The organism is Nocardia grenadensis (assembly GCF_050942415.1).
Taxonomy (GTDB): Bacteria; Actinomycetota; Actinomycetes; order Mycobacteriales; family Mycobacteriaceae; genus Nocardia; species Nocardia grenadensis.
The window spans coordinates 3623883-3650412 of sequence record NZ_CP192054.1; the positions used below are offsets into that span (position 1 = coordinate 3623883).

The 26530-nt window shown below is 70.1% G+C and carries 20 protein-coding genes and 1 pseudogene; 7 read left to right on the forward strand and 14 right to left on the reverse strand.

Translation table 11 applies throughout. The annotated features are described in order from the left end of the window. Positions 1 to 260: 260 nt before the first annotated feature. On the reverse strand, positions 261 to 1655 hold the full coding sequence (locus ACQPYS_RS16575) for a wax ester/triacylglycerol synthase family O-acyltransferase (protein ID WP_433490083.1): 1395 nt from the start codon (positions 1653 to 1655) through the stop codon (positions 261 to 263). Continuing rightward, positions 1652 to 3076: a wax ester/triacylglycerol synthase domain-containing protein gene (locus ACQPYS_RS16580; protein WP_245664425.1), complete on the reverse strand. Its 1425-nt coding sequence runs from the start codon at positions 3074 to 3076 to the stop codon at positions 1652 to 1654. Before ACQPYS_RS16580 ends, ACQPYS_RS16575 begins: the two co-directional genes overlap by 4 nt. A 309-nt stretch (positions 3077 to 3385) precedes the next feature. Between ACQPYS_RS16580 and ACQPYS_RS16585 the strand changes: the two genes are divergently transcribed. Further along, entirely contained in the window at positions 3386 to 4282 is an 897-nt protein-coding gene (locus tag ACQPYS_RS16585) for a universal stress protein (protein WP_433490084.1), read from the forward strand. An 18-nt stretch (positions 4283 to 4300) separates the two neighbouring features. Here ACQPYS_RS16585 and ACQPYS_RS16590 read toward each other — a convergent pair whose 3' ends face one another. The 8 genes and pseudogenes from ACQPYS_RS16590 to ACQPYS_RS16625 form a co-directional block, all read right to left on the reverse strand. Further along, positions 4301 to 4555 (reverse strand): hypothetical protein, encoded by a 255-nt coding sequence (locus ACQPYS_RS16590; protein WP_431937839.1) that lies wholly within the window; start codon positions 4553 to 4555, stop codon positions 4301 to 4303. Positions 4556 to 4557: 2 nt separating this feature from the next. Continuing rightward, complete coding sequence (locus ACQPYS_RS16595; RefSeq protein WP_433490085.1) at positions 4558 to 6024, reverse strand: 2-oxo acid dehydrogenase subunit E2; 1467 nt, start codon at positions 6022 to 6024, stop codon at positions 4558 to 4560. Position 6025: 1 nt separating this feature from the next. Beyond that, entirely contained in the window at positions 6026 to 6994 is a 969-nt protein-coding gene (locus tag ACQPYS_RS16600; RefSeq protein WP_063034826.1) for an alpha-ketoacid dehydrogenase subunit beta, read from the reverse strand. Then, positions 6991 to 7971, reverse strand: a complete 981-nt coding sequence (gene pdhA, locus ACQPYS_RS16605; RefSeq protein WP_433493064.1) for a pyruvate dehydrogenase (acetyl-transferring) E1 component subunit alpha — start codon at positions 7969 to 7971, stop codon at positions 6991 to 6993. The genes ACQPYS_RS16600 and pdhA overlap by 4 nt, the downstream gene beginning before the upstream one ends. 23 nt (positions 7972 to 7994) lie before the next feature. Then, positions 7995 to 9805 (reverse strand): annotated as a pseudogene (gene acsA, locus ACQPYS_RS16610) (acetate--CoA ligase). After that, entirely contained in the window at positions 9802 to 10047 is a 246-nt protein-coding gene (locus tag ACQPYS_RS16615) for a hypothetical protein (RefSeq protein ID WP_433490086.1), read from the reverse strand. The pseudogene acsA and the gene ACQPYS_RS16615 overlap by 4 nt, the downstream one beginning before the upstream one ends. 229 nt (positions 10048 to 10276) lie before the next feature. Next, positions 10277 to 11155, reverse strand: a complete 879-nt coding sequence (locus ACQPYS_RS16620; RefSeq protein ID WP_433490087.1) for a universal stress protein — start codon at positions 11153 to 11155, stop codon at positions 10277 to 10279. A gap of 59 nt (positions 11156 to 11214) precedes the next feature. Beyond that, the gene (locus tag ACQPYS_RS16625; RefSeq protein WP_433490088.1) at positions 11215 to 12195 is read right to left on the reverse strand and encodes an Acg family FMN-binding oxidoreductase; all 981 of its coding nucleotides are present in this window, start codon (positions 12193 to 12195) and stop codon (positions 11215 to 11217) included. Between the two features lie 292 nt (positions 12196 to 12487). Here ACQPYS_RS16625 and ACQPYS_RS16630 point away from each other — a divergent pair, with 292 nt between their 5' ends. The 5 genes from ACQPYS_RS16630 (at position 12488) to ACQPYS_RS16650 (ending at position 18387) form a co-directional block, all read left to right on the forward strand. Beyond that, positions 12488 to 13042, forward strand: coding sequence for a flavodoxin domain-containing protein (locus ACQPYS_RS16630; RefSeq protein ID WP_433490089.1), 555 nt, complete (start codon positions 12488 to 12490; stop codon positions 13040 to 13042). Positions 13043 to 13073: 31 nt separating this feature from the next. Next, complete coding sequence (ppsA, locus tag ACQPYS_RS16635; RefSeq protein ID WP_433490090.1) at positions 13074 to 15368, forward strand: phosphoenolpyruvate synthase; 2295 nt, start codon at positions 13074 to 13076, stop codon at positions 15366 to 15368. Next, complete coding sequence (locus ACQPYS_RS16640) at positions 15365 to 16879, forward strand: AAA family ATPase (RefSeq protein WP_433490091.1); 1515 nt, start codon at positions 15365 to 15367, stop codon at positions 16877 to 16879. Before ppsA ends, ACQPYS_RS16640 begins: the two co-directional genes overlap by 4 nt. Beyond that, on the forward strand, positions 16876 to 17916 hold the full coding sequence (locus ACQPYS_RS16645) for a 1-phosphofructokinase family hexose kinase (RefSeq protein ID WP_433490092.1): 1041 nt from the start codon (positions 16876 to 16878) through the stop codon (positions 17914 to 17916). The genes ACQPYS_RS16640 and ACQPYS_RS16645 overlap by 4 nt, the downstream gene beginning before the upstream one ends. Positions 17917 to 18129: 213 nt before the next feature. Then, entirely contained in the window at positions 18130 to 18387 is a 258-nt protein-coding gene (locus ACQPYS_RS16650) for a DUF1918 domain-containing protein (protein ID WP_431937829.1), read from the forward strand. Here the strand turns inward: ACQPYS_RS16650 and otsB are convergent. Both otsB and ACQPYS_RS16660 read right to left on the reverse strand, forming a co-directional pair. Beyond that, complete coding sequence (gene otsB / locus ACQPYS_RS16655) at positions 18366 to 22394, reverse strand: trehalose-phosphatase (protein ID WP_433490093.1); 4029 nt, start codon at positions 22392 to 22394, stop codon at positions 18366 to 18368. The genes ACQPYS_RS16650 and otsB overlap by 22 nt on opposite strands. Positions 22395 to 22528: 134 nt before the next feature. Beyond that, the gene (locus ACQPYS_RS16660; RefSeq protein ID WP_433490094.1) at positions 22529 to 23521 is read right to left on the reverse strand and encodes an Acg family FMN-binding oxidoreductase; all 993 of its coding nucleotides are present in this window, start codon (positions 23519 to 23521) and stop codon (positions 22529 to 22531) included. 316 nt (positions 23522 to 23837) lie between these two features. On the opposite strand from ACQPYS_RS16660, the gene ACQPYS_RS16665 reads away from it, so the two are divergent. Beyond that, positions 23838 to 24704 (forward strand): universal stress protein, encoded by an 867-nt coding sequence (locus tag ACQPYS_RS16665; protein WP_433490095.1) that lies wholly within the window; start codon positions 23838 to 23840, stop codon positions 24702 to 24704. Between the two features lie 106 nt (positions 24705 to 24810). Here the strand turns inward: ACQPYS_RS16665 and ACQPYS_RS16670 are convergent, their stop codons facing one another. Together ACQPYS_RS16670 and ACQPYS_RS16675 are read right to left on the reverse strand one after the other, a co-directional pair. Then, positions 24811 to 25806, reverse strand: a complete 996-nt coding sequence (locus ACQPYS_RS16670; protein ID WP_433493065.1) for a zinc-binding alcohol dehydrogenase family protein — start codon at positions 25804 to 25806, stop codon at positions 24811 to 24813. A gap of 11 nt (positions 25807 to 25817) precedes the next feature. Then, positions 25818 to 26270 carry a pyridoxamine 5'-phosphate oxidase family protein gene (locus ACQPYS_RS16675; protein ID WP_433490096.1) on the reverse strand — a complete coding sequence of 151 codons (453 nt, stop codon included), beginning with the start codon at positions 26268 to 26270 and terminating at the stop codon, positions 25818 to 25820. Between the last annotated feature and the right edge of the window lie 260 nt (positions 26271 to 26530).

Consider the following 26530-nt stretch of genomic DNA (forward strand, 5'->3'; position numbering starts at 1 on the left):
GTGTTTTGCTGTCATTCATCGACTCACCCTTGGTCCCGACCGCGTTGCCCACCGTAGCCCGCACCGAAGGCGAGAATGCCACAATCACCGGCTGTTCCGGGGCAGTCCAGACCGGCCATTATTCCTCGGGCCGGACCAACGGGAGCGGGCAGACCGAGGTGTGCCACCCGAGATGGGGCCGACCGGCCTGCCGGCAGCCGGTGGTTCCGCCCGCTACCCGGGGGCCGGCTCCGGCCCGAGAGATCCGGCACGGTGCGCGCTCACCGCATATCCGGCGGCCGAGGTTCGGGTACCGGTGGACGGTACGGAGTCCGGTCCGGAGGGTCGGCCGCCGCCACATCGCAACCGGCCCGCTCGGCGAGTTCCCGCACAGCACCACGGATTCCTGTCGCGAGCACGTCGATATCGGGAGTGGAGTCGTAGTCGCCGGTGATGCCGAACACCAGGTGATCGTGATAGCTGAGGATCGCGATCGCGGTCCGTAGACGCATGGCGATCGGCACCGCGGGCAACAGTTCCAGCACCGGCCGACCCTGGAGAGTGAGCGGGTGCCGGGGACCGGGCACATTGGTCGCCAGGCCCGCGACCGCATGCTGGGGGAACCGGGCCACGAGCCGCAACGTCCACGCGACGGCGGCGAACGGCAGCCCACGCGCCAGCCCCAGCACGAGGTGTTCGGCACCCGGCGCGCCACCCGACTTGTGGGCTTTCATGGTCATATGGACTGCGCGGAGCCGGTCGACCGGATCGGTACGGTCGACCGGCAGGTCGGGCAGCAGCGCCGAGACACGGTTGTCCATGACATATTTCGCGTGATCGGCACGCATGGAGACCGGTATCAGTATCCGCAGCGGATGCGCCGCCGGGTCCTCGCCGCGCCCGCGCAGCAGTTCCCGGTATCCCGCGGTGATGGCGGCCAGTACGACATCGTTGACGGTCACGTGGTAGGCGGCGCCGATAGCGGATACCACGGGCAGCGACAGGCGCACCGCGGTGAACCGGCGCCGGTGCCCGATCGGACCGTTCAGCGACGACACGGGCCCCTGCTCGAGGGCCGCGGCGCCCACCGGAACGAGGCTGCGCACGGCACCGAACACTGCTGCGGGTAACGCCGCGGCGAGCTTCGCCCATCCCGCGTTTTCCGGCTGTTGCCGCATCCGGCCGCTGCGGGCCGGCCGCTCCTCCGGTAGCGGATCGCAGAGGGTCTCGAACACGGCCAGCCCCGATACCCCGTCCACCAGACTGTGATGAGCCTTCAGGATCACCGCCCAGCGCTCGTCGGCCAAACCCTCCACCGCCACGCACTCCCACAGGGGACGGTCCCGGTCGAGTCGCTCCTCGAGCTCGGCCGCCACCAGCTCCCACAGCGCCGCGTCCCGTCCCGGCCGCGGGAGTGCCACCCACCGCAGGTGATGACCCAGGTCGAAGGCCGGGTCGTTTTCCCATTCCGGTGCGGCCAGGTCGAGCACGGTGCGGCGCACCCGCTGCCGCATCCGGGGCATTCCGGCAATTCGCGTATTCAGCACGGCCGCGAACTCCTCGTGCCGCGGCGGCGGGCCGGCCAGCACCGCTATCACCGCGACGCCGAGACTGATCCGACGGTCGGCGTCCTCCAGCTCGATGAACCCGGTATCGAGCGGCCGTAACTCGTTCACGAGGTGCCCGACCGCTCGCCGGATCGTGCCACCATCCCGTCGCGACGCAGATCCCGGTGCGGGGCGAACGCAGCCACCTTACGGAAGCCGGAGGCCAGGCATTCGGTGAACTCCGGTAGATCGGGCACCGCCGCGGTGTCGGCATTGATCCCCACCGAGCACGTTCCCATATGGGAGATGAGCGTCGCGTTGAACGCGGTGCCGATGGTCGGCCCGAAGGCGTGCATCCGCTCGACCTCCGCGCCCGCCAGATACAGCGGAACCGGAGATCCCGCCACATCCGAGGCCACGAAATCGACGTGTCTGAGCATCTGCGCGATGGCACCGGCGGGAAGCCGGTTGAACACCGCCGCCACCGCATTGGACCAGGGGATCGCCGGTTCCCGGCGCCACCGCTCCACGAGGTCGCGCACCACCCACATCAGTTCCCCGACATCGTCGGTGTCGGCGGGCACGGCGAACCGGGCCAGGGTGATGCGGTTACCGCCGGGCGGGTCGTCGGCGGTCCGGGTACTGATCGGCACCGTCACCCGGACCTGGCCGAGCGAGACGTGGTAACGCCGGTGGTAGGACCGCAATCCGAGCAACAGGGCGGTGAGAAAGGCGTCGTTGACGGTGCATCCCGCCCGGACCGCGGGCTCCTCCAGCTGGGTGAGTGGCACTTCCAGCACGGTCAGCTGCCGGCCGAGTCCACGTCCGATCATCACCGGCGACATGGTCTCGGTGACCGGACGGGCCAGGCGGGCCAGCGAGGAAACCATCGCCACACCGTCACGTACTGCGCCCACCGGATCGACCGCGGCACGTATCGATGCGGCGGCGACCCCGGCGGCGCCACCCCGCACCAACCCCCATCCAGCCGACCAGTTCCACGCGAGTACATCGGCGACCGGCGCCGCCCGACGCGGTTCCCGTTCGCGCACCGGTCCGCGTTCGGTGCCCTCCCGGGTGAAGTCCAGTACTTCCGTGGCGATCTGCATACCGCCGACACCGTCGGTGAGGCTGTGATGAACTTTCAGCACGGCCGCGCTTCCGCCGCCGGGCCGGCCCGACAGCAGCGTGAAGGTCCACAGCGGTCGCACCGGATCGAACGCTGTCATCACCTCGTTGCGGGCGAATTCCAGCACGGCCGCCTGATCCGCCGGTGGCGGTAGCGCGATACGCCGGAGATGCCAGAAGAGATCGAAATTCGGATCGTATTGCCAGCGCGGCGGGGTGAGCCCGAGCGGCGCCGCGGCGAGTACATGGCGGAAACCGGGCGCGACCCGTGTTCCCCGATCGAAGACGCGGACCAGCCGGTCCCACTCCGGTTCCGAGTCGAGGATCAGGACCGAGACGATCGTCGACCGCAGCGCGGGATCCTGTTCCATGCTCCAGGTGAACAGGTCCGACTGGGTCATATGGGACTCGCGAGTGCCCATGCGCAGCCGCTTTCATCGTCGGAGTCGATCCCTGCGGAGTCGACCTCCCTACTGTCGTCCCGTCGCCGTGCGGCCGGCAGAGGCGAAGGTCACCGATTGGGCCGAGCGAATGACGAGCACCGCGCGGACCGGCCGGGGCCCGCGGTCGTCCGGAGGACTTACGGCCCCGGCACCTCGGACATCGGGCTCTTGCCCGCGGTTCCGCGTCGGCGGAACGCTGGTTCCACCGCTGCACCGGATCGGGGCAGCCGGGATACGCGAGGCCATGCGTTCGGAGGATGTCATGCGAATACCGGGCAATCACGAGTCGTGTCGAGCACCGGCGAATCCGTAGCCATGGACGAACGCTCGGGGGGTGACCGCATACCTCCGGTGGTCCTCGGTACCGACGGCTCGTCCGTGTCGTTGAACGCGGCGCGCTGGGCCGCATATATAGCCGGAGCCTTGCACGCCCCGCTGCTGGTGGTACACGTCCTTCCGATTCCCGGACACCGGCATGCCGCAGGTACGCGACCGTGGTTCCACGGGCCGCGCCTCGCGGACCCGGACGCGGCGGTCGCCGTCCGCCGGACCGCATTGATCATCGGCACCTGCGCCGCACCCGCTGTCGCGGAGCCGGACATCGAAATCGCCATCGGGTCGGCCACGGCGGTCCTCGTGGAGCGCAGCCGCCGAGCCCGGATGCTGGTGGTGGGTGCCCAGACGGCGTTCGGGGAGAGGCGAACAGGCCCGACGACGACGGGCGTGGTCGCGCGGGCATACTCTTCGGTGGCCGTGTGGCGGGGTATGCCGGGCCATCCGATCCCACGGGAGCGGCCGGTGGTCGCCGTATTCGACGGCAGCGAGTCGACACTGCCGGCGCTGGTCCAGGGGTTCGAGTTGGCGGAAGCCCTCGGCGCGGGCCTCGAGGTGGTACGTCCTCGGTGCGGTATGCCGACCGGCCGGTACGGCGCCGCGGCGGTGGTACCGCCGTCCCGGACCGCCGGCTCGACGGCGGGGATGGCCCGCGAACATCCCGCGGTCAGGTCGAGCGAGACCACGGTCTCCGGTTCGCTCCCGCATGTCCTGGCACGCAGATCGGCAACGTCCCAACTTCTGGTCGTCGCCGGCCGGCGCGCGACCGGCGCGTCGGCGGCACCCGGGCCGACCGTCATGTTCCTGCTCCGTCATTCGAGGTGCCCGGTGCTCGTCTGCCGTCCCCGGTGAGCGCACCCGACGCCGGGCTCAGCCCGATCCGGTCAGGAAATCGACACACGACCGGATCGTGGCCAACCTCGGATAATCGCTTTCCTCGATACGTCGGGAGCCGGCGGAGAGGCGTTCGACGAAGGTCAGGAAATCTATCGAGTCCAGTTCCAGCGTGCTGCGCAGTTCCTCGTCGGCACCGAGTTCGGCGATCTGCTCGTCGGTGTCGAAGCCGCGCAGCGACGTACGCACCAGACGTTCGGCCTGCTCGGCGGTCAGGATCTCGGCTTCCATGGTCACAACTCCTCCGGATGCTGTAACAGATCGCGCACAGTGGTGAGAAAACGCGCACCCAGCGCGCCGTCGCTGGCCCGATGGTCCGCCGACAGGGTGATCGTGACCTGCGGCCGGACAGCGACCGGTCCACCGACCGCGCACGGGCGATCGGTGACGGTGCCGAATCCCACGATCGCGACCTGCGGCGCCGGAATCACGCCGAAGATCGTGCGCACCCCGGCTTCGCCGATATTGGTCACGGAAATACTGGCCTCCACCGTGTCCGAGGAGCGCAGCCGGGCCGTACGAGCCCGACCGACCACACCGCGGAGCGCGGTCATCATCCGCGCGGGCGACAATTCGTCGGCATCGGGAACGGTGGGCACGAGGATGCCGCCCCGGCGCAGCGATACGACCACCCCGAGATGAACACGCGGCGACGGGCGGAACTCGTCATCGATCCAATGGCCGTTCAAATCGCCCACCCTGGCAGCGGCCCGGGCGGTCGCGCACAGCAGCAGGGCGGACGGGACGATTCGCTCCGGGACGGGCGCGCTCCGATTCACTTCCCGCAACCAGCGAACGGCGATGTCCACATCGATCACGTCGGACAAATAATAGTGCGGCACGGTTCGTTTGGACCGGGTCATCGCCGCCGCGATCTGTCGCCGGATCGCGGCCTGATCCCGGCCGCCCCCCGCGGGACCGGTCGGTTCCGCGACGACACCGGATGCGCTTCCTGTCGCGGCCGGCACAGGGGCAGCGGGCATGGTGTGCACATCGCGGGCCCGGATCGCTCCGCCGGGTCCGCTCCCGGTCAGCGATACCAGGTCGGTACCGAGCGCCGCGGCCAGTCGGCGCGCGTACCCGGAGGCGCGCGGGGACGGAGCCCGCACGGCCCGAACAGGTCCCTGTCCGTCGGTGGAACCGGAAGCGACCCCGGCGACTTCGGTCCGCTCGGTGGATGCGACCGGTGCGCCGGTGGAGACAGCCGCCTCGATATCGGCCCGCACTATCCGTCCGGCCGGACCCGACCCTCGTACCGCCGCCAGGTCGATGCCCGCCTCGGCGGCCAGCTTGCGGATCAGTGGCGTCGCCCGGAAATCGGGTACGGCCGGCTTTTCCGCTTCCCGCGCACCGCCCTCGCGGAGCTCACGACCGGCCGCTGTGGTCGAAGCGGGGACGGATCCGATTGCCCGCTGTCCGGTATCACCGTGCGGCGCGGGTCCGGCGGCCTCGGTTGTCGGCTGTTCGACGCGCTCGATGGTCGCCAGCACCGTGCCGACGGGCACCTTTCGGCCTTCCGGAACCAAGATATCGCCGACGATCCCGTCGTCGAAACATTCGACCTCGATGGCGGCCTTGGTGGTGTCGACCTCCGCCACCACATCGCCGGTGTGGACGGCGTCTCCCGGGTGCACCAGCCAGTGCAGCAGCGTGCCCTCGATCATATCCGCACCGAGCGAGGGCATCCGGAATTCGGGCATCTCAGCTCACCGCCCGGACGACCGCGTCGACGACGCGCCCCGGCTGGGGCAGCGCGGCCTCCTCGAGTTGCCGCGCGTACGGAATCGGTACCTCGGCGGTACACACCCGGCCCACCGGGGCGTCCAGGTCGTAATAGGCGTGCTCGGCCGCGCGCGCGGCGATTTCCGCGGCGATACCCACGCTGCGCCAGCCCTCGTCCACGACCACCAGCCGGTGGGTGTGCGCGAGGGATTCCGCTACCGTGTCCTCGTCCAGCGGCCGCAGGCTGCGCAGGTCGATCAGTTCCGCGTCGATTCCCTGTGCGGCCAGCCGCTCCGCGGCGGTGGCGGCGATCGGCACGCTCGCTCCGTAGGCGACCACGGTCACATCCGCGCCCGGGCGGCGGATGATCGCCCGCTCGATATCGACCGCCCCCGCGTCCTCGGGCAGATCCCCCTCGAGGTTGTAGAGCGCGATCGGCTCGAAGATCACCACCGGGTCCGGGTCCTGTAACGCGGTCCAGAGCATGCCGCGGGCGTCGGTCACCGTCGCCGGGGAAACCACTCGCAATCCCGGGATATGCGCGTAGTAGGCCTCCAGGCTGTGCGAGTGCTGGGCCGCGAGCTGGCGGCCTGCCCCGGTGGCCATCCGGATCACCAGCGGAACGCCGAACTGTCCGCCCGACATATGCCGCAGTGTCGCCGCGTTGTCGAGGATCTGGTCCAGCGCCAAGAGGCTGAAGTTCCCGGTCATGATCTCGACCACGGGTCGCAGCCCGCCGAGCGCGGCACCGATACCCGCCCCGACGAACGCCGATTCGCTCAACGGCGCGTCCCGGATTCGCCGCGGGCCGTACTCGTCGAGCAGGCCACGGCTGACTCCGAAACAACCGCCGTAGGCACCGACGTCCTCCCCTATCAGGAAAACGCGGTCATCGCGGTGCAACGCCTCCCGCAGGCCTTCGCGCAACGCTTCCCGATAGGTGGTCATGGCCGCTCCGCGTACACGTGGCGGGTCAGGTCGGCGACCGGTTCCCGGGGCGCCTCTTCGGCGGCCGCGACCGCCTCGTCCAGTTCCGCCGCGACGGCGTCCTCCAGTGCGGTGAGTCCCGCTTCGTCCAGGTCACCGGACGCGCGGAGTTCGGCCGACAGGCGCGGAATCGGATCTCGCGCCTTCCACCGCTCGATCTCGGCCTTATCGCGGTAACGATCGGCGTCGTAGAGCGAATGGGCGCGAAAACGGTAGGTTCGCAGTTCCAGGAAACAGGGCCCGCCCCCACCGCGGATCGAGGCCACCGCGCGCCGCGTGGCCGCCCCCACCGCCTCGACATCCATACCGTCGACCGGCCAGGAGACCATCCCGTAACTCGCGGCACGCAGCGCGAGGTCGGTGACCGCGTGTTCCCGACGCAGCGCGGTGCCCATGGCGTACTGGTTGTTCTCGCAGGCGAAGAGGACCGGCAGGTGCCACAGGGCCGCCAGGTTCAGGCATTCGTGGAACTCTCCCTCGGCAACGGCACCGCCCCCGAATAGGCAGACGGTGACGATCGGCTCCGCGCGCATCGCGTCGGCCAGCGCGAGACCGACCGCCAGTGGCAGGCCCCCGGCGACGATCGCATTACCGCCGTAGAAACGACGATCGGCGTCGAACAGGTGCATGGAACCGCCACGGCCGCCGCTGCACCCGGTCGCCCGCCCGAACATCTCGGCCATCAGATCCGGCATCGGTATCCCACGAGCCAGCGCGTGGCCGTGTTCCCGATAGGTCGAGACGACCGCGTCGGCCGGGTCGATCTCCCGGAGCAATCCGGCTGCCACCGCCTCTTCACCGATGTACAAATGCAGGAAACCACGAATCTTCTCGGCGCTGTAGAGACGCACACAGCGTTCCTCGAAGCGCCGGATCCGGATCATCTGCCGCAACAACTCGATCCGCTGCGCCGGCGGAGGCGGCGGGTCGACGCCCACCCGGGTGTCCGGCTCGGTCGCGGTCACCGGAGGTTCTCCAGCGTCGACACGTCCCCCTCGGGCAACCCCAGTTCCCGGGCCTTCAGCAACCGGCGCATCACCTTACCGCTGCGCGTATGAGGTAAGGCTTCGGTGAAAACGATCTGCTTGGGGGCCACCGCCCCCAGCGCGCGCCGGCCGAACGCCAGTAACTCGGTGCGCAACCCATCGGAAGCAGGATATCCGGGGCGCGGTAATACAAAGGCTTTCACCAGTTCGCCCACCACGGGATCGGGAACGCCGATAGCGCCCACCTCCGCGACCGCCGGATGCGCCATCAGCGCGCTCTCCACCTCGAACGGCCCGATCAAATGACCGGCGGACTCGATCACATCGTCGGCCCGCCCGACGAACCAGTAGTAGCCGTCGTCGTCGCGGCGGGCCAGATCACCGGACAGATACCAGCCGCCGGCGAAAGCGCGCGCGTATCTGCCGGGATCACCTCGGTAATCACGGAACATCGACGGCCAGCCCGCCCGTAACGCCAGCTCACCGACCTCGCCGCAGGCTGCCTGCTCGACGGCGCCGTCCGCCACGGCGGCACGCCCGTCCCGGCCGCTGCGCAGGATCGTGGCGTCGACTCCGGGAAGCGGGCGTCCCATCGAACCCGGCCGGACCTGTTCGGCGGCCAGGTTCGCGATCATGATGGCTCCGGTCTCGGTCTGCCACCAGTTGTCGTGGACCGGATGTCCCAGCACCCGATGCCCCCATTCGACCGCTTCCGGATTCAACGGTTCACCGACACTGGCCACGAAACGCAGTGCCGACAGATCGGTGCCCGCGGGCAGCTCGTCGCCACGGCGCATCAGCATCCGCAATGCGGTCGGGGCGGTGTACCACACCGACACCTGTTCCTCGGTGAGGATCCGGTACCAGCGTTCGGTATCGAAATCGGCCTCGTCGCTGACGACCGATGTGCCCAGGCTCAACGGCGCGATCACCCCATAGGACATACCGGTGACCCAGCCGGGGTCGGCGGTGCACCAGTAGCTGTCACCGGGACGTAGGTCGAGTGCGCTGCGAGCGGTGATCCGATGGGCGAGAACGGCTTCGTGCACATGGACCGCCCCCTTCGGTTTGCCGGTGGTTCCGCTGGTGAAATGCAGCAGCGCCGGGTCGTCGGCTCGGGTGCGCACCGAGGGGAACCGCTCCTCCGCGGCGGCGACGGCCACCGGCATGCTGATGGCGTCGTCGGCCGGTTCGCTCTGCGGGGGTTCATCAGCGATGAGCACATGCCGCAGGCACGGCAGCACGCTGCGCACCGGAGCGACTCGGCGCCGGTACAGCGACGCCGTGGTGACCAGGGTGGTCGCGCCGCAGATCTCCAGCCGTTGCCGCACCGGCTCCGGCCCGAACGCCGAGAACAGGGGTACCACTACGCAACCGGCCTTCCAGGCCCCGAGCGCCGCCACGTACAACTCCGGTGTGCGTCCCAGCAGCAGTGCCACATGCTCCCCCGGGCAAGTTCCCAGAGCCCGCACCGCATTGGCGAAACGATTGCTGAGCAGCGCCAACTCCGTGTACGTCAGCTGTATGCGCGTGCCTGCCGCGGAGCGCCAGCGCAGCGCTACCCCGTCCCGAGCGGTGTGCCGAGATGGCGATCGACTGCCTCGACGGCGATGTTCACACCGCCTCCGGGCGTACCCACCAGTTCCGCCCGCGCTGTACGCCAGTCGAATGCCCGGCGTGCGTGGTCGTAATCGGTCAGGTTCGCCGCCGACCGTTCGGCCGGAGTCTTCTCGATCGGCGCCCAGTGCACGGACGCAGCGGCGGGATGCCGGCTGGTAGAAGTCATATCGTCCTCCGTGCGAACCACTGTTCCCGGGACGGGACGATGACGATCGAGGTCCCGGTCAAGGCCACTTCGGGGCCGGAGCCGACCGGCAGTGTCCACGATTTGATCAATTGCAGACCGCAGCCCCGCAGAACCGCCTCGTCCGCGGCCCCGGCGGCCGCGCGGTACGAACTGGGCGATCCATCCACCGCCGCGAGCACCACCGGGGCGGCGTGCGGCGGACCGGAGGCGATATACGCCATACGTTTCCTCCTTCGCGGCCCGTCCCCGCTGCCCGGACGTCACTTCGTCGATCCCGTGAACCCCTTTTCCGAGTCCACGGGTCAGTACCGAGCATCCCGCCGCGGAACAGTGTCCGGGCAGAGAAGAAGGTCCTCGAGTCGATGGGCGCAATGCCCGCCCGGTTCTACGCGAGGGCCTCGTGGCCGGCCGCCGGGCAGTCGGGGATGCTCAGGTTCGGCCGATGCCCGCTCACCGATGCACGATGAGCAACGGGCATTCGGCCGCGTACAGCAGCGCGACGGTGACCGCCCCCAATACGGTTCCCGCGGCGCCGCCGCGACCGTGTCGTCCCACTACGAGTAGCTGGGCCCATTCGGATTCGGCGACCAGTGACCGTGCCGGTGCGTCCGTGCGGACGATCCGGTGCACCGGCACCGCCGGATACCGGTCGGAATGAGCCGCCAGCTGCTCGTCGAGCAGTGTTTGGTCCGGCGGGCCCGAGCGTCCGGGGAGCCGGATGCCACTGGTATCGCTCCAGCAGTGCACCGCCACCAATCCCACGTCGCGCCGGGCGGCCTCGGCGAACGCGGTATCGAGCGCCGCGACGCTGTGTGCGCTGCCGTCCACCCCCACTGCCACCGGACGGCTGCGCGATACCGGGTCGGTCCCCGATTGCCCGGACACCACCGCGACCGGGCAGTCGGCGTGGGCCGCCACAGCGGAACTGAGCGAGCCGATCACAGTACGGCTGACGCCGCCGCGGCCGCGCCGGCCGACCACCAGCAGCGGGATCCGCGGAGACCTCTCGAGCAGCACCGGGGCGATGGCATCGAAGGTCACCTCGGTGGTGACCGCTACCGTGACACCGCCCGTAGTGGCGCGGGTGATCCGCACGGCTTCGTCCAACACCCACTCCGCGTCGGCACGCAACCACTCGGCTTCGGGCTCGTCCACCTCCGGGCTGGGAGCCGAACGCGGCGGAAGAGCACACGAGACGATCAGGTGCACGCCCCGTCCACACAGGCTTGCCTCCAGCCCGGCCCACGCCGCGGCACGAAACGACGACGCGGAACCATCGACCGCTGTCGTGATCGGCGGCGTGGGTGGCCGGACGGTCGTCTCGCTCATAGATCGCTCCGTGCTCGAGCCGGTCGGCCCGGGTCACCCCCGGCCGCCGACGAAAGGTGTTACCGCAGCCGGCCGACGACTTCCGCGAGCGGGCGGCGGGGCGAGACGGGCACCGCGCCGGCGGCGACTTCCGCCCAGCCGACGCGAATGATCAGTTGCGGGAACCCGATACCGTCGAGTACCTCGCCCTGTACCGCCGCCCGGGTATCCGGCAGTTCCAGGGCCTCGCTCATGGGGCACGTCGCCATGCCGAGCACGGTCGCCGCGAGCAGTACAGCGCTCCCGGCTTCACCTGCCCGCAGGCGGGACAGACGATCGTCGGCAGGAGTGTGGATCAGGAGGAGACTGCCGCCCTGGGTCATCTCCTGCATCCCGGATTCGCTGAGGGTGGCTTCCGCGAATTCCCGGGTGAACGGGTCGTCGTCCGAGACCGGTACCGCATTGCGCGCGGGTACGCCGTCGGCCGACGCGTGCCGCCCGCTCCACATCGACAGCTCCGCCCGGTACGACGGGTCGCGGCGATGCTGTCCGGCCGCCCGGGTGAACGCCGACATCAGGGTGGAGCGCCCCGGGCCGGCGGTGATCTCCCGCACCTCGGCGCCCTCCTCGGTACCCGCGGCCAGTAGCGTGGCCAGATCGGCGGGCGGAGTCTCCCACGCCGAAACCCGTCGGCGATCGGTATGCCTGCGGTTGATCGCACGGGCCAGTTCCTCGTCCTCCGCGGTCGGCGTCACGCGGGCGAATTCGATCGCGGCCAGATGCGCCGGCTCCGCGGGGTTCGGGATGCGGTGCACGATAGTCCGCCACCCCAGAGATCTCGCTGCGACCCGGAAATGGTGCAGTGCGGCCCCGCAACTGAGGATCTCGTCACGCCCGTCCGGATCCGCGCAGGCCAACCGTCGGCTCTCGTCGGCATACAAGTGCACTGTCCGGTCACCCACCCGCCACTGCCAGGGTTGCGTATTGTGCACCGACGGCGCGCGGACGGCCAGCGCGAGGGCGGCGCGAACGGCCTCGGCGTCGGGGTGGATCCCGGTCATAACAGGTCCTCGCTCTCGAATCGGGTCCGCGCCGTCGTGCCCGGAGAAAGCCGCGCCTGCACGCCTCGGCCCCCAGGGTGATTGCGGGCAGATGTTCGCCTCTCAGCTTCGCGGCCACCCGGGCGCGCCGAGACAGGCGAAAGTCACCTGTCGAAGTGTCCTCCGGCAGTACCTCCGCAGGCTCGTGCCGAAGGCCCGGCGCCGGCCCGCCGCCCCCGCTCGGGTCCATGGTCCCGGCGGCGGGGGTATCAGGACCCTCCTCCCGTACCGCGACTCGTTGGACCCTGAGAACATGACATCGAAGCGCCCGCGTATCGCAGTCCTCTATGCCACCGAAGAGGGGTCCACCCGTGATATCGCCGAGTACATCGCGGCCGATCTCGAGGAGCGCAGCGCCGAAGTCGAACTGCACGATATCGACCATGCGCCCGACCCGTCCCGGTTCGATACCGTGATCCTGGGCAGCGCGATCCACGACATGGACTTCCTGCCGGCGGCCGCCGACTATCTACGTCACCACCGCGACCAGCTCGCCACCACAGATCTCCGGCTGTTCGGAGTGGGCCTCGGCCCGGCCCTGCGCGGCCCCCTCGGCCGTCGACTGGGCCGGATGACCCCGCCGAAGATCACCACGCTGTGTAAGGAGGTCGCCGCCCGGGACTACCGTGCGTTCGCCGGGCACTACGAACGCACGGGTGTGTCGTTCAAGGCACGTGTCCTCTACCGGCTCATGGGAGGCGGACGCTACGGCGATCTGCGCGACTGGCCCGCGATCATCGCCTGGTCCACGGCCCTCGGCGACTCGCTCGGCCTGCCCCGCGCCGACGTGACCGTGATTCATCCCTGAGACATCGCTGCGCACCTCCGGAGGAGCAACAATGGGCCGATATGTCGCACCATTCGATCAGCTCGGCATCGGCGATGTAGCGGAGGCGGGCGGCAAGGGCGCCAATCTCGGCGAACTCGTGGCGGCGCGGCTTCCGGTTCCGCCCGGTTTCGTCATCCTGCGGGCCTGCTATGAACATGTGATCACCCACGGCCACCACGGCGCCGAACTGGACCGCCTGCACTCCGCAGCGCTCGACGCGGTCACCGACGGGCCCGAACTGGCGACACGGTGCCGCGCAATGCGCGAGCTGATCCACGACACCGTTCTCGAGCCCTCGGTACGCGAGGTCATCGGCTCGGAGTATCGGGCACTCGGCACGGATATCCCGGTCGCGGTGCGTTCTTCCGCGGTCGGGGAGGACAGTGCGACCGCTTCCTTCGCGGGGATGAACGCGACCCTGACCAATGTGCGCGGTGAACAGAAGCTGCTGGACGCGGTGATCGAATGCTGGGCCTCCCTTTTCACCCCGCGCGTGCTGGCCTACCGGGCGCGGCGCGGGATCACCGACCGTCCGCAAATGGCTGTGGTGGTGCAGGAAATGGTGACCGCGCGGGTATCCGGAGTCGCGTTCACCGCCGACCCGGCCACCGGACGCGAGGACCGCGTCGTGGTGGAGGCCGCCCGCGGCCAAGGGGAAGTGGTGGTATCCGGCGCGACCGAACCCGATACCTACCTGCTCGACGCCGCCGGGCCGACGCTGCTGAGTACTCGCGGGGGTCACCAGGAGTACGCCGTGGTGGCCGGCGCCGACGGTGACCGGCGGGTCGCGCTGTCCGCGGCCGACACCGCCGCACCGGTCCTGCGCGAATCCGAGGCCGTGGCTGTCGCACGAATGGCTCTGGCCGTGCAGGAGCATCACCACGGCACACCACAGGATGTGGAGTGGGTTTTCGACACCGAGCGGTTGTGGCTGGTGCAGGCCCGGCCGATCACGACCCTGCCCGGGCGGCGCTCCGGCGGTACCGCCGATACACGGGAGGATTCCGGAATCCTCGTCCGTGGGCTCGCGGCGGCTCCCGGCTCGGCCACCGGAGCGGTCCGGGTCCTCGATTCTCCCGCCCGGGGCGATACCCTGCGCGACGGCGAGATTCTGGTCGCCCCGATGACGAACCCGGATTGGCTGCCCACCTTGAGCCGAGCCGCCGCGGTGGTCACCGACAGCGGCGGTATGACCTGCCACGCCGCCATTGTCGCGCGGGAACTCGGCATACCCTGTGTCGTCGGCGCGCGCACCGCCACCACCACGCTCACCGATCACGCGGTGGTCACGGTCGACGGTGCCTCCGGCGAGATCCGTGCCGGAGCCGCGCGTGGCGGCGCGCGAACCACGGACCGCGCCCCGGACGGCGCGGCGACCGGGGCAGCGGAGCCGACCGCCACCCGGGTGTATGTCAACCTCGCCCTGCCCGAAACCACCGAACACATCGCCGCGACCGATGTCGACGGCGTCGGACTACTACGCGCGGAGACGCTGCTGACCCGGGCCCTGGACAACCGGCACCCACGTGATCTGATCGCCCACGGCGAGCAGGAGCGGTTCGTGGCCCGTATGTCGGAATCACTGCACCGCATAGCGACCGCTTTCCGGCCCCGGCCGGTGGTGTACCGGGCCAGCGATTTCCGCACAAACGAGTTCCGCGGGCTGGCCGGGGGCGACCGCTACGAACCCACCGAGAACAATCCGATGATCGGCTACCGCGGCTGCTACCGCTATGTCCGCGATCCCGAGGTGTTCCGGCTCGAGCTGTCCGCGCTGGCGCGGGTGCGCGAGCAGTCGCCGAACCTGCACCTGATGATCCCGTTCGTCCGGACCCGCTGGGAACTCGAATCCTGCCTGGAACTCATCGATTCGAGTCCGCTCGGGAGCCAGCGCCACCTGCATCGCTGGGTGATGGCCGAAGTGCCGTCGGTGATGTACTGGCTGTCGGAATACGCCGGACTGGGTATCGACGGTGTCTCCATCGGCAGCAACGATCTGACGCAGCTCATGCTGGGCGTCGACCGGGACTCCGAACAGTGCAGCGAGCTGTTCGACGAATCCGATCCGGCCGTACTCGACGCCATCGCGCAGATCGTCACGACCGCCCGCGGCGCGGGCATCACCTCGTCGCTGTGCGGCCAGGCGCCGTCGAATCGTCCCGAGTTCACCGAGCACCTGGTGCGGATGGGGATCACCTCGGTCTCGGTGACACCCGACGCCGTTGCGGCGGCCCGCCGCGCGGTAGCCGCCGCCGAACGCCGTCTGCTGCTCGACCACGCCCGGTCCGCGGCGGCGCCCCGATGACCCTCTCACCGCCCGATTCCGCCGAGCCGGTCCCGCCGGTGACCCGCACCGAGGCGGCCGTGCTACGGGAAACGCACACCGGTGTGGTCGTCCTGTTCGGCGACCGCGCGTACAAGGTGAAGAAGCCGATCACCACCGATTTCCTGGACTTCGCCACGCCGCAGGACCGGGAACGGGCATGCCGGCGCGAGCTCGAACTCAACCGGCGGCTCGCGCCGGATGTCTACCTCGGTCTCGCATATCTCACCGATCCGATCGGCGGCGCGGACGAACCGGTGCTGGTCATGCGCCGTATGCCCGAGAGCCGCCGGTTGTCCACTCTGCTCGCCGATCCCGGCCGTCCGGTGCACGATCTGCGCGCGCTGGTCGCCACTCTCGTGGATTTCCACGAGGGTGCCCGGCGGGGCCCGGATATCGATCGTGCCGGGACGGGCGCGGCGTTGCGCGATCGCTGGCGAAGCGTCCTCGACCCACTGCACGAACAGTCCCCCGCGGTCATCGATCCCGCCCGCCTCGCCGCGATCGAGGAACGCGCACTGGACTACGTTCGCGGCCGGGATCGACTGTTCGCCCAGCGGATCGCGGGCGGATGGCTGGTGGACGGGCACGGCGACCTGCTCGCCGAGGACATCTTCGACCTGCCCGACGGGTTCCGGATCCTGGACTGCCTGGATTTCGACGATGAACTCCGCCATATCGACCGCCTGGACGATATCGCCTTTCTGGCGATGGATCTCGAATTTCTCGGCCACCCCGGGGATGCGGCCCGTCTGCTCACCGACTACCGGCACCTCGGCGGCGACCGGGCGCCGTCATCGCTGGACCATCACTATCGGGCCTATCGCGCGGCGGTGCGGGCGAAGGTCGATGTGATCCGCTACGGCCAGGGCGACAGCACCGCACGGGACCGTGCCGGGGGACACCTGACGCTGGTCGAACAGCACCTGGAGTACGGCGCGATCCGGCTCGCAGTGGTCGGCGGGCTCCCCGGCACGGGCAAGACCACCGTCGCCGGACAGCTCGCGAAAGCCACCGGTTCACAGCTGCTCTCGAGCGATTCGATCCGCCGGGAACTGATGCGCGCGGGTGAGATAGCCGGTGCGACCGGTGCCTACGACGCCGGCGCGTACGCACCGGAGAGCAGACACCGGGTGTACACCGAATTGCTGGCGCGCGCCCGCCCGCTGTTGCAGACGGGAGTACCGGTCGTATTGGACGCCGGCTGGCCCGCCGCCGACGAGCGCCGCAGTGCACGCGAACTCGCCATCGCGCTCGGCGCCGAGCCGGTGCAGCTACGGTGTGAATGTCCCCGTAACATCGCCGACCACCGGCTGCGGGCCCGGCCCCGTGGCGAATCCGACGCCACCCCACCGATAGCGCACGCTATTTCGGCGACCGCCGCACCCTGGCCCGAGGCCGTGGTGCTCGACACCCGGCGACCGCCGGCACTCGTTGCGGCCGAGGCGTTGCATCGGTGGCATGACAGCGGGCACCACCGGAGCCGGCCGTGAGCCGCGCACCGGACGGAGCGGTACGGGTCCTCACGGTGACGCTGAACCCGACCGTCGATATCTGCCTGGAAGTGGACGAGCTGATCGCGGAGGGCAAGAACCGGGCGCGGTTCCGCTCTGTCCGCGCGGGCGGCGGCGGTATCAATGTGGCGCGCTGTATCCGGCGGCTCGGGGGTACGGCCACCGCCCTGTACCTTTCCGGCGGCGATACCGGGCTGCGGCTGGACCATCTGCTCGCGGACGAGGGTATGGACAGGCTTCGGGTACCGGTCGGAGGTGGAACACGGGAAGCCTTCGTCGTCACGGAGAACGGGACCGGGCGCAGCTACCACATCGTTGCGCCGGGTGCGACGATCACGGAGCAGGAAACGGCCGGGGTGCTCGCGGCGATCCGGGCCGGCCTACCCGGCAGCGCCGCGCTCGTCGTCACCGGCAGTGTCCCACCGGGGATCCCCGACGATTTCACGGCGACCGTGGTCCGCCAGGCCCGCCCGGGCCGGATCCCGGTCCTCATCGATGTGACGGGCGGGCAGCTGCGCCGGTTACCCGGCGAGGACGTATTCCTCATCCGGCTGGACCGCAAGGAGGCCGCCGGGCTGATCGGCTCGCCCATCCTCTCCTTCGACGACGCCCGGCGGGCGAACCACCGGCTGCTCGAATCCGGCGCGACGCGGCACGCCGTGACCACCGTGGGCGCGCTCGGGGCCGTGTATTCCGAACCCGGCGTCGATCACGAGATCTCCGCGCCACCGCTGCCCGGCCGGGCACGCAGCGACGCCTGCGCCGGCGACAGTCTCGTGGCCGCCCTCACCTATCGCACCCTGCGCGGCGATGGTTGCCTGCGCGCCTGTGAGTTCGGTGTCGCGGCGGCGGCCGCCACGGTGTCGCTGCCGGGCACCGATGTTTTCGAACCCACAACCGTCGACGAACTGGTCCGGCGGGTCCGGGTCCGCAGTGTCGCGGCCGGGACGGATCCGGCGGGCGCGGATCGACCCGGCGCGGATGTGTGGGATGTGGGAGCCGGTCTCGACAAGTAGGCCCGCGACCGCTCCGATCACGACCCCTCACGTTCGGCGGAGGACCTAATGCCCCTCGGTCGATGACGATCGGGCCTCCCGGCCATTCCGTGCCGGGCGGAAGCTGAAAGCGGTTCGGTAGGTCGACAGCGGCCCGGCGGGTCACCCGCAGCGGCCGGTCCGTCGGCGCAGCCGTATCACCGATCGGATCCAGCGCGAGGAGGTCGTCGATTCATGCGGGCCGCACCCGGGGATTGGCTGATCGTGGAAGGACACGCGGTCGGGAGGACGGTGCGGCGCGGTCTGATCGAGGAGATACACGGCGCCGACGGCGGCCCACCCTATCTGGTGCACTGGACAGACACCGGCAATCGCGCCCTGACCTTCCCGGGACCGGACTCGCGAGTGGTCACCAGCGCGGAACTGCGTGCGCAAGAGGACGTCGTGGCACATCACTTCTCGTCGAGGCACTACCCGGCGCCGGGCTCCTGAGGACGGGCTGACGCCGAACCGTGTCCGGGCTCCGGATACGGCACCCCGGTGGGCGGACGATCGATCAGCCGGACCGTCTCCCCGGGCTCGAGCCACACCGGCCGATCACGGCAGACCACCTCGATCGGCGGCGCGTTCCCCGGCTCCGACCCGATCTCGACGCGGCGGCCATCGACGCGCACGATCAGCCGGTGGCCCCGATACATCATCGGAAAAGACAGAGTGCCCATGGTTTTCGGCCAGTACGGACAGAAGATGAGCTGGTCGCGCCGTATCTCCAGACCCGTGAAACAGCGCTGCAGCAAATCGACGCTGCCCGCCATCGCGGCCAGATGGATACCTTCGCCGGTGGTCCCGCCCTGGATATCGGCAACATCCGAGCGGACCACCTGCTCGAAGAACTCCATGGCACGGTCGCGGTGGGCCCGGGCGAGAACCCACGAATGCACCAGGGCGCTCAATGTGGAACCGTGCGAGGTCCGCGCCGTGTAGTAGTCGATCGTCCGCGGGATCATCTCCCCCGGCAGCTCGTAGCCCGCGCGCGTGAACAGTTCGCGGAGTTCGTCGGCGGAGAACAGGTAGAAGAGCATGAGCACATCGGCCTGTTTGCCCGCGCGATAGCGGCCGATATCGTCGCCCTCGGCCTCCAGTATCCGGTCCAGCCGCTGGATATTGCCGTAGCGGCGCCGATAGTGCTCCCAGTCCAGTTCCCGCAGCCGCTCGTAGCCGTCGAACTGGCTGATCACGCCGTCGTGGAACGGCACGTACATCCGATGGGCGACCTCACGCCACCGGGCCGGCTCCGCCGCACCGACCCCGAGCCGCTCCAGTAGTTCGGCGCGGGCCCGCGGGGCGAGCGTATCGAGCGCTTCGAGCGCACAGGTGATGGTCCAGGCGGCCATGACGTTGGTGTAGGCGTTGTTGTCGACGCCCGCCAGCGGAGCGTGCGGATAGCCTGTGTGGAATTCGTCGGGACCGATGACACCGCAGAGCACATACCGCCCCCGCCGGGGATCGTAATCGGCCAGCCCGGACCAGAACCGGGCGATCTCGACGAGCAACTCGGCGCCGTGGTCGGCGAGGAATTCGAGATCGCCGGTGGCCTGGTAGTACTGCCACACCGTGTAGGCGACGGCGGCTCCGACATGGTGCGCCCGTCGGCTCGGATCCGGATTCCATCGGCCCGAGAGCGGGTTCAGGTGCAGTTGCTGGCTCTCCTCACGTCCGTCGCCACCCGACTGCCAGGGGAACATCGCACCCGGCACGCCGGCCGCCGCGGCCGCGCGGCGGGCCTCGGGCAGCCGCCGGTGGCGGTAACGCAGCAGCGAGCGCGTCAGCGCCGGGATACGCGGGTTCAGCACCGGAAAAACGAACAGTTCGTCCCAGAAGACGTGACCACGGTAGGCCTCACCGTGCAGCCCCCGGGCCGGCACGCCCACATCCAGTTCCACGGTATTCGGCGACAGGGTCTGGATCAAATGCAGCAGGTGCAGCCGCAGCACGCGCACCGACCCCGCGTCGCCGTCGAGATCTATTCGCATCCTGCCCCAGATCCGCTCCCAGGCCCGGGTGTGTCCGGCGAAGAGTGCCGCGTAATCCGGCGCCGCCGCCAGCAACCGTCCGGCCTGGTCCGCAGGACCGGACGAGGCGCGGTCCCGGCCCGTGCACACCGCTGCCGTCTTCTCGAGCGTTACCGAGTCGCCTTCTCCGATCTCGACGCCGAACTCGTGACCTATACGGCTGCTTTCCCGCACTTCCACGGCGCGCGCGGTCCCCCCACGCAGCAGGTCGCGGATCGCCACGGCCAGCGGGATCTCCGAGTCGCCGGTGCGTGCCGCGAGAAGTACGGCCGCCTCGGACAACCGGGCGGTCTGCACCTCGTCCAGATGTACTCCAGACAGGGCCCGGTAGCGTTCGACCAGGCTGTTGCTCACCGCCCCGTCGATCATCGACCGCAGCTGGAGCGTGCCCGACCAGTTCTCGGCCGTCACAGTCGTGACGAGGGCTCCCAGATGCGGACGGTGCATCGCCGCGAATCGCCGCTGCTCGACCCTGGTGATCCGGCCCGCGCCGTCCCGGAACCGGAACCACCGGATCAGTTCGGCGCGCCGCAGGTCCAGACGCTGCCGATAGTCCAGCAGTTCGGCGGTGTCGAGATCGAACCAGTCACCGTCGGCGACCCGGAATGTCACCGGTAGCCAGTTCGGCAGGTTGACCATGCTTTCGTTGTCGACGGTCCGGTCGTTCACCCGGTCCCAGAGCCGGTTGTAGATCCCGGCCACGTAGGTGCCGGGGTAGTGACACGGTCCCGCCCGGCTCTCCGGTGCGGCTCCGCGCACAGCGAAATAGCCGTTGCCGACGGTGCAGAGCGCCTCGCGGAGCTTTTCCTGTTCCGGGTCGTAGCCGTCATAGGCGAACGACCACGTCTCCGCTTCCGCCGCGGCCGGGCCGGTGCCGAGCAACCGCACGCACCGGGCGAGCAGATCCGCGACCCGGCGGGGGCCGTCCACCGAGAAGTGGGCGGCGGTGTATCGGCCGGTGTTCTCCGCGGCCCGCACCACGACGGCGACCCCGTCCGGCCCGACGACGTCGAAGGCGTCCTCATCGGTCATATCGTCACCGAGGTACAGCGGGACCACCGGTCCGTCGATCCGGTCCAGGATCCAGCGCAGTGCGTCACCTTTGTCCCAGTCCACATCCGGCCGCAACTCGATCACCTTGCGTCCGGAGGTCACCCGCAGACCGCGCGCGCGCCCGGTCGCGCCGACGAGGGTGATCACCTCGGCCACGTCCGCGTCCGTCGCCGCCCGGAAGTGCACGGCCACGGCGAACCGTTTGTGCTCGACAGTGATCCCGGCGATATCGCCGAGTCGCACCCGCAGATCCGCGGCGGCACCGGCGAGGTCGGCCTCCGCGCCCGGTAGTGCGCCGGGCAGATGGCCGCTGCCGTCCGGCGCCATCAGTTCGACACCGTGGCTGCCCGCGAGCCAGATGCCAGGGACCGGCATCCGCGCCCGCAGATCGTCGAGCCCACGACCGCTGAGCACCGCAACCGGGCACCGCGCGGCCAGATCCGCGAGGGTCGCGGCCACGCCCTCCACCATCTCGGCGGCGGCCGGGTCGGTGACGATCTCGGACAGGGTCCCGTCGAAATCCAGTAGCACAGCGGGCTTCTCGGTCTCCAGCAGATCCGCGAACCGCGGCCAGTACTCGAAAGCATCGGGGACCTCACCGACCCGCCGGAACCCGCCGCGCACACCGATCCGGGCGGCGTCGTCGACCACAGTATCGGCGCCCGCGGCCAGCAGCCTGTCCCCGTCACCTGCCCGGTCGATACCCACCACCAGTCCGAAACCCCCGTTGCGGCCCGCCGCCACCCCGGCTTCGGCGTCCTCCACCACGACGACCCGGCTCGGCGCACAGTGCAGACGCGCCGCGGTTTCGCGCAGCACGGCCGGATCCGGCTTCCCCGGCAGGCCGAGTTCTTCCGCGTCCACCCCGTCGACCCGGACCTCGAAGAGGTGGGCGAGACCGGCCGCGGCGAGCACCTGCTCGCAATTGCGACTGGCGGTGAACACGGCGGTCCGGATGCCTTCGGAGCGGAGGCGGCGAACCAGCGCCACGGTGGAATGGAACGCCACGACACCGTCGCGTGCGACACGCTCGCGGAACAGCTGGTCCTTGCGGTTACCGACACCGCATACGGTCTCGGCCGATTCGGGATCGGCCGGACCACCCCAGGGCAGCCGGATATCGCGGGAGGCGAGGAAATCGGCCACACCGCGATAGCGAGGCTTACCGTCCACGTACTTGAGATAGTCGACCTCGGTGAACGGTGACCGGTCCTGTCCGGGGGCGGCCGGCCGTGCGGCGAGGAAGGCGTCGAACAGCTCGGTCCACACCGCGGCGTGTATCGAGGCGCTGTCGGTCACCACCCCGTCCATATCGAAGATCACCGCGTCGTGACGGCGCGTATCGATCCGCGGCGCGGCCGCACTGTGAGCCACGAATCCAGTGTGACCGGCCCGGCGCCCGGCCCGACAGGGACGAAAGTCCGCTTCTTCGGCCGACAGAAACTCTCGGCCCCGGATGCCGCCTCTCACCGGCCCTGCCCGGCCGCGACCGCGAGCGTCGTGACGGCTCACCCCGCCGCGGAGATATCGACGACCTCGAGGACCTCGTCGGTAGCACGCCGCGGGGTACGCGGCGGTGGCGGCGCCAGCGCGCGTCCCAACCGGACGAGCAACTGCGGGAACCGTGGCCCGGCCAGTTCGGTGACCCTCTCGCGGGCCGAGGCGAGCTCGGTGATATGGGTGAGAACGCACGTCGACAGGTTCTCGACGGTGCACTCCAGCAGTACCGCCGACAGCGCCTCCCCGCACCACAGCAGCGACTCGACCGTATCGTCGCGGCTGGACAGTACGACGATCATCGCGTCGTCCGGGGGGACGTCCTCGTCGGCCGCGCCCAGTGCACCCACCGGGAAACTGCGGTTGACCGGCACCTGGGCCGCCAGGTCCGGCGCGGGCAGCCGACCGGCCGGGATCCCGGCACCGCCGTGGGTGCCGGCCCCGGCCCACCACAGCAGTTCCGATTGGTATCGGGGATCGTGCCGGCGCAATTTCGCGGTGGTCCGGGAGAGACCGTCCAGCTCGGCTCGCAGACGCGGGTCCACCACGTGCAGTGCGGTATCGCGGTGCCGGCACAAACTCTGCAGCGCCGGCTCGAGTTCGGTCCAGCCGCCGGGGGCGGCCATGGGCGCTCGGTCGGTGTATCGGCTCTCGATCGCCGCGGCGGACAGCACATCGATCTCGAACGGCTCGCGCCGCCCCGCGAACGACAGCGCGGCCAGATTCGCCCGTACCGGAGGTTCCGGGAACCGGGCGACGCGCGCATTCCAGCCGGCGGCCGCCCATGCGACGAGGATATGGTCGAGCAGCGCACCACAGGCGAGGATGCCCTGACGGTTCAAGGGGTCGGTACCGGGCAGTAGCCGTTCGGCGTCGACGAAGAGCTCCAGTGTGCTGCCGTCCCATCGCCACCGCCAGGGTTGACTGTTGTGCAGAGACGGCGCGCGACAGGCGCGCTCCAGCACCGCACGCACAGTGTTCTCATCGGGCTTCTGCTCGCGCATGCCGACACCTCCGCTGCCCCGCACATATCACCGGGTCGCCGCGACCCCATTCCTGCATACTGACCGACCCCGGCAGGCTCGCGAGAGTGCCGAAGGTCCCCCGTCCCGGAGGATCAGGGCCCGGGTCGGCCGGATCGGCGCCGAATATCGCGGCCGGGAATCGACTTTGGTCTCTTCCGACCGGGACCAACGCCCCCATCGTCGGCGTGGTCCGCGCTTTAATCTCGCTGTATCCGGAGGAACCGGAGCGGCGGAGAACCGTGGCCGGTAGGCGGGCCCGGATTCCGATGCCGATGAGCGAAAGGGTGAGCCCACCGTGAGCACACATACCCGAGAGCCCGTGGTCGTCGGTGTCGACGGCTCGGCCGCGTCGTTCGCCGCCGTCCAGTGGGCGACCCGGACAGCGGCCGCACACGGCGACCCGCTGCACCTGGTGTACGCCGTCGGGGCGCCACTGGATTTCGGGCCCGGGCTCGGGGTCGTCGCCTTCGACAATCAAGCGCTGCGGGCCGACGGCGAGGCCGTATGCGCCTCCGCCGCGAAGATCGCCCGCGAAATCGCCGGGGAATTGGAGATCACCACGCTCGTGGTCGATCCCGACCCGGCGCCCACGCTGATCGAGAGATCCCGGACCGCCCGCCTGGTCGTGGTGGGCACCTACGGCCGTAGCGCGATCGGGCGGGGGCTGCTCGGCTCGGTGAGCACCTCCCTGGCGCGGCATGCGCACTGCCCGGTCGCCGTGGTCCCGCAGAGTTACGCCGAACACGGCGAACGCCCCGGCACGCCGGTGGTGGTCGGCGTGGACGGGTCACCGCGCAGCGCCGAGGCCGTCGATATCGCCTTCGCCGAGGCCTCCCGGCGCGGCACCGGTCTGGTCGCGGTCACCACCTGGTCGGAGTTCTTCCGGTACCGGTCGCGTGCCGAGATGCAGGAGCAGGCGCGCACGCTACAGGCCGAGAGCCTGGCCGGGCACACCGAGCAGTACCCGGATGTCCCGGTGACCCGTGTCGTCGTCGAGGACCGGCCCGCACGGAGATTGCTGCACGAAGCCGAGGGCGCGCAACTGGTTGTCGTCGGCAGTCACGGTGGCGGCGGTTTCGCCGGGATGAGCCTGGGCTCGACGAGCCAGGCGGTGCTGCACGGGGTTTCCGTACCGTTGATCATCGCCCGGCCCCGCGCCTGAGCGGATCCGTATCGACGCGGCGGCGCGGTCGGGAACACCCGGCCGGCCTCGCGTCGAGCGCCGCCTTCGCACCGGGCGCCGGCGGACCGGAACTCTTCGCCCGATATCAGGGCAGTAGCACGGCGGCACCGTCGAAGCGGCCGTGCGCGAGATCGGCGAGGGCCTGGTCGGCCCGCTCCAGTGGGTAGGGATGGGTCGTCACCCGCAGCCGGTGGCGCGCCGCGAAGGCGAGAAAATCGCGGGCGTCGGTGCGCGTATTGGACGTGACGCTGCGAACCTGCCGCTCACGGAACAGATGGCGCCGATAGTCGAGCGGGGGAATACCGGTGAGATGGATACCCGCCACCGCCAGGGTCCCGCCCGGCCCGAGGGCTTCCAGCGCCGGCGGTACCAGCTCGCCCACCGGGGCGAACAGAATGGCCGAATCCAAGCGCTCCGGGGGTGGATCCGCGGCGTGCTGTACCGACGTCACACCGAGACCGAGCGCGAGTTGCCGGGATGCGGCGCCGCGGGTCATGACATGGACGCGGGCGCCCCGGGCGAGGGCGACCTGAGCCGTCAGATGGGCGCTGCCGCCGAATCCGTAGATTCCCAGTACTCCGCCTTCGGGTACGAGGGCGCGGGTGAGGGCCCGGTAGCCGATGATGCCCGCGCACAACAGGGGCGCCAACTCCCGGTCCGCGTATCCGACCGGCAAGGCCAATGCGAACTCCGCGGGGACCGTGACATACTCGGCGTACCCGCCGTCGGCGTCCCATCCGGTGTACCGCGACTCCGGGCACAGGTTCTCCGCACCTTTCCGGCAGAATTCGCACACACCGCAGGTGTGCCGCAGCCACGGGATCCCGACGCGATCCCCCGGCGTGAAATCCCCCCGTTCCGCGGTGGCGACGACCTCCGCGACGACCTCGTGGCCCGGTACGACATGCGGGCGGTGCACGGACAGGTCGCCCTCCACCACATGCAGATCCGTCCGGCACACACCGCACGCGAGGACGCGGGCGAGCAGTTCACCCGGGCCCGGTCGTGGCAGCGGCTCCCGTCGCGCGATGATCGGTTTGCGGTCGATACTTCTGGGCGCGTCCACCCGCCACGCCCGCATGGTCACCGGGTTCACACCGCGACCTCCGCGATCAACCGCGTCCCGGTGACCAGGGTGGGTTCGATACCGATGACGACGCCGCTGTCCGGATCGTCCCAGGGGCCGAGCCGCCGCGCGTACTCCGCGGCGAGTTCCTCGGCGGTGATCAGCCGTGCCGGTCCGGTGACCAGCACCGACCATCCGATCCGGCGCACCGGGTCGATCTCGTCGGCGTGATAGGCGACGATGGCGGGACGGCCGAGCGCCGTCCCGGACAGCCCGGCGAACGGCTGGGTCCGCACGATCACCTCCCCGTCGTCGCCGATGAGGTGATTCACCGGCCGCACCGCGGGCAGCGCGTCGGCGGTGAACACGAGGCGCCCGAAGGGGGCGGTGGCGAGCAGGCGCAGGGCTTCGGCGCGCTCCAGCGGCACGGTTCGCCGCGGAACTCCGCCGTGGCCCGGGGCCAGTTCGGGACCGATCACCTCGTTTCCCCGCTTCCTCTGTCGGCGCCTCTCCCCAGATCACCACCACGGCAAGGAAAGAGACAGGGTCGAATGCCCTCTGCCGCCGCTCACCAAGTACCTTCCCGGCTCGCCGCGGCCGCGGGCACACCGGCGGATCCGAACACCACTTCTCCGCCTCCGCGTCACGGAAACCCCATGCCCTCGACCGGGGCCCAATGTCCCCGGCACGGGAGCCGAGCGACCCTGGGGACACCCGGCCGGCCCCGTTTATCGTCGAC

Excerpts from the sequence above, each read along its gene's own strand:
- ACQPYS_RS16660 (WP_433490094.1), bottom strand. The coding sequence starts at position 23,521 with ATGCGCGAGCAGAAGCCCGATGAGAACACTGTGCGTGCGGTGCTGGAG.
- ACQPYS_RS16580 (WP_245664425.1), bottom strand. The coding sequence starts at position 3,076 with ATGGGCACTCGCGAGTCCCATATGACCCAGTCGGACCTGTTCACCTGG.
- ACQPYS_RS16630 (WP_433490089.1), top strand. The coding sequence starts at position 12,488 with ATGACATCGAAGCGCCCGCGTATCGCAGTCCTCTATGCCACCGAAGAG.
- ACQPYS_RS16670 (WP_433493065.1), bottom strand. The coding sequence starts at position 25,806 with ATGCGGGCGTGGCGGGTGGACGCGCCCAGAAGTATCGACCGCAAACCG.
- ACQPYS_RS16620 (WP_433490087.1), bottom strand. The coding sequence starts at position 11,155 with ATGAGCGAGACGACCGTCCGGCCACCCACGCCGCCGATCACGACAGCG.
- ACQPYS_RS16615 (WP_433490086.1), bottom strand. The coding sequence starts at position 10,047 with ATGGCGTATATCGCCTCCGGTCCGCCGCACGCCGCCCCGGTGGTGCTC.
- ACQPYS_RS16595 (WP_433490085.1), bottom strand. The coding sequence starts at position 6,024 with ATGCCCGAATTCCGGATGCCCTCGCTCGGTGCGGATATGATCGAGGGC.
- ACQPYS_RS16590 (WP_431937839.1), bottom strand. The coding sequence starts at position 4,555 with ATGGAAGCCGAGATCCTGACCGCCGAGCAGGCCGAACGTCTGGTGCGT.
- ACQPYS_RS16625 (WP_433490088.1), bottom strand. The coding sequence starts at position 12,195 with ATGACCGGGATCCACCCCGACGCCGAGGCCGTTCGCGCCGCCCTCGCG.
- ACQPYS_RS16600 (WP_063034826.1), bottom strand. The coding sequence starts at position 6,994 with ATGACCACCTATCGGGAAGCGTTGCGCGAAGGCCTGCGGGAGGCGTTG.
- ACQPYS_RS16650 (WP_431937829.1), top strand. The coding sequence starts at position 18,130 with ATGCGGGCCGCACCCGGGGATTGGCTGATCGTGGAAGGACACGCGGTC.
- ACQPYS_RS16640 (WP_433490091.1), top strand. The coding sequence starts at position 15,365 with ATGACCCTCTCACCGCCCGATTCCGCCGAGCCGGTCCCGCCGGTGACC.
- ppsA (WP_433490090.1), top strand. The coding sequence starts at position 13,074 with ATGGGCCGATATGTCGCACCATTCGATCAGCTCGGCATCGGCGATGTA.